1 protein-coding gene and 1 pseudogene are annotated in these 642 nt (G+C 54.0%); one reads left to right on the top strand and one right to left on the bottom strand.

Translation table 11 applies throughout. The features are described 5' to 3' along the window. A pseudogene (locus ACTHUR_RS15205) lies at positions 1 to 148 on the top strand (pantetheine-phosphate adenylyltransferase); the annotation flags it as partial. A 47-nt stretch (positions 149 to 195) separates the two neighbouring features. Here the strand turns inward: ACTHUR_RS15205 and ACTHUR_RS15210 are convergent. Next, positions 196 to 465, bottom strand: coding sequence for a hypothetical protein (locus ACTHUR_RS15210; RefSeq protein WP_440399463.1), 270 nt, complete (start codon positions 463 to 465; stop codon positions 196 to 198). Between the last annotated feature and the right edge of the window lie 177 nt (positions 466 to 642).

Genomic DNA, 642 nt, shown 5'->3' on the forward strand with positions numbered 1-642 from the left:
CCTAATGCCGCCGCGCGAAATAGCCGAAGTGTCCTCCACCATGGTCAAAGGCCTGGTCGGCCCACAAGGCTGGCGCGATATGATAGGCCGCTACCTCCCCGACCCCGTCTATCAAAAAATTCTGCAAGACCACGAAACAAACACATAAAACAAAGGCCGTCTGAACATTTCAGACGGCCTTCCAATTTTCATTGATTATTTACGGGCAGACGTCAACGCCTGCAGGTTTTGATTCAACGTTTCCATATCCAACCAACCGGCGGCAATAAACAGCATCAAAATCACCGTACCCACACACAACACGCCGAAACCATACAACAGATAGCCCACCAAAACACGGCCTACCGTCGCATTCCCCATCCACATCAAACCGCGTACCTGCACCACAAACACCCAAGCCTGCCACAACAGCGCAAACGCAGCCAACGCCGGCACATACAACACCAGCAACAGCGGCAGCAGCAAAGCCTAAGACACCAAAATAAAGCCCCACAAAGGCAGCCGGGGCGCACCGTAATAATGCAGCACCTTGCGCATCGAGCGGCTCAACACCAACCATTTCACAATCACCAAAATCACCGACAGGCACACCGCCGCCGCGCCCATGCCAAACAAAGGCGACATGCTGGCAGCGTTCCACGA

This window comes from Neisseria sp. P0021.S007 (assembly GCF_051956855.1).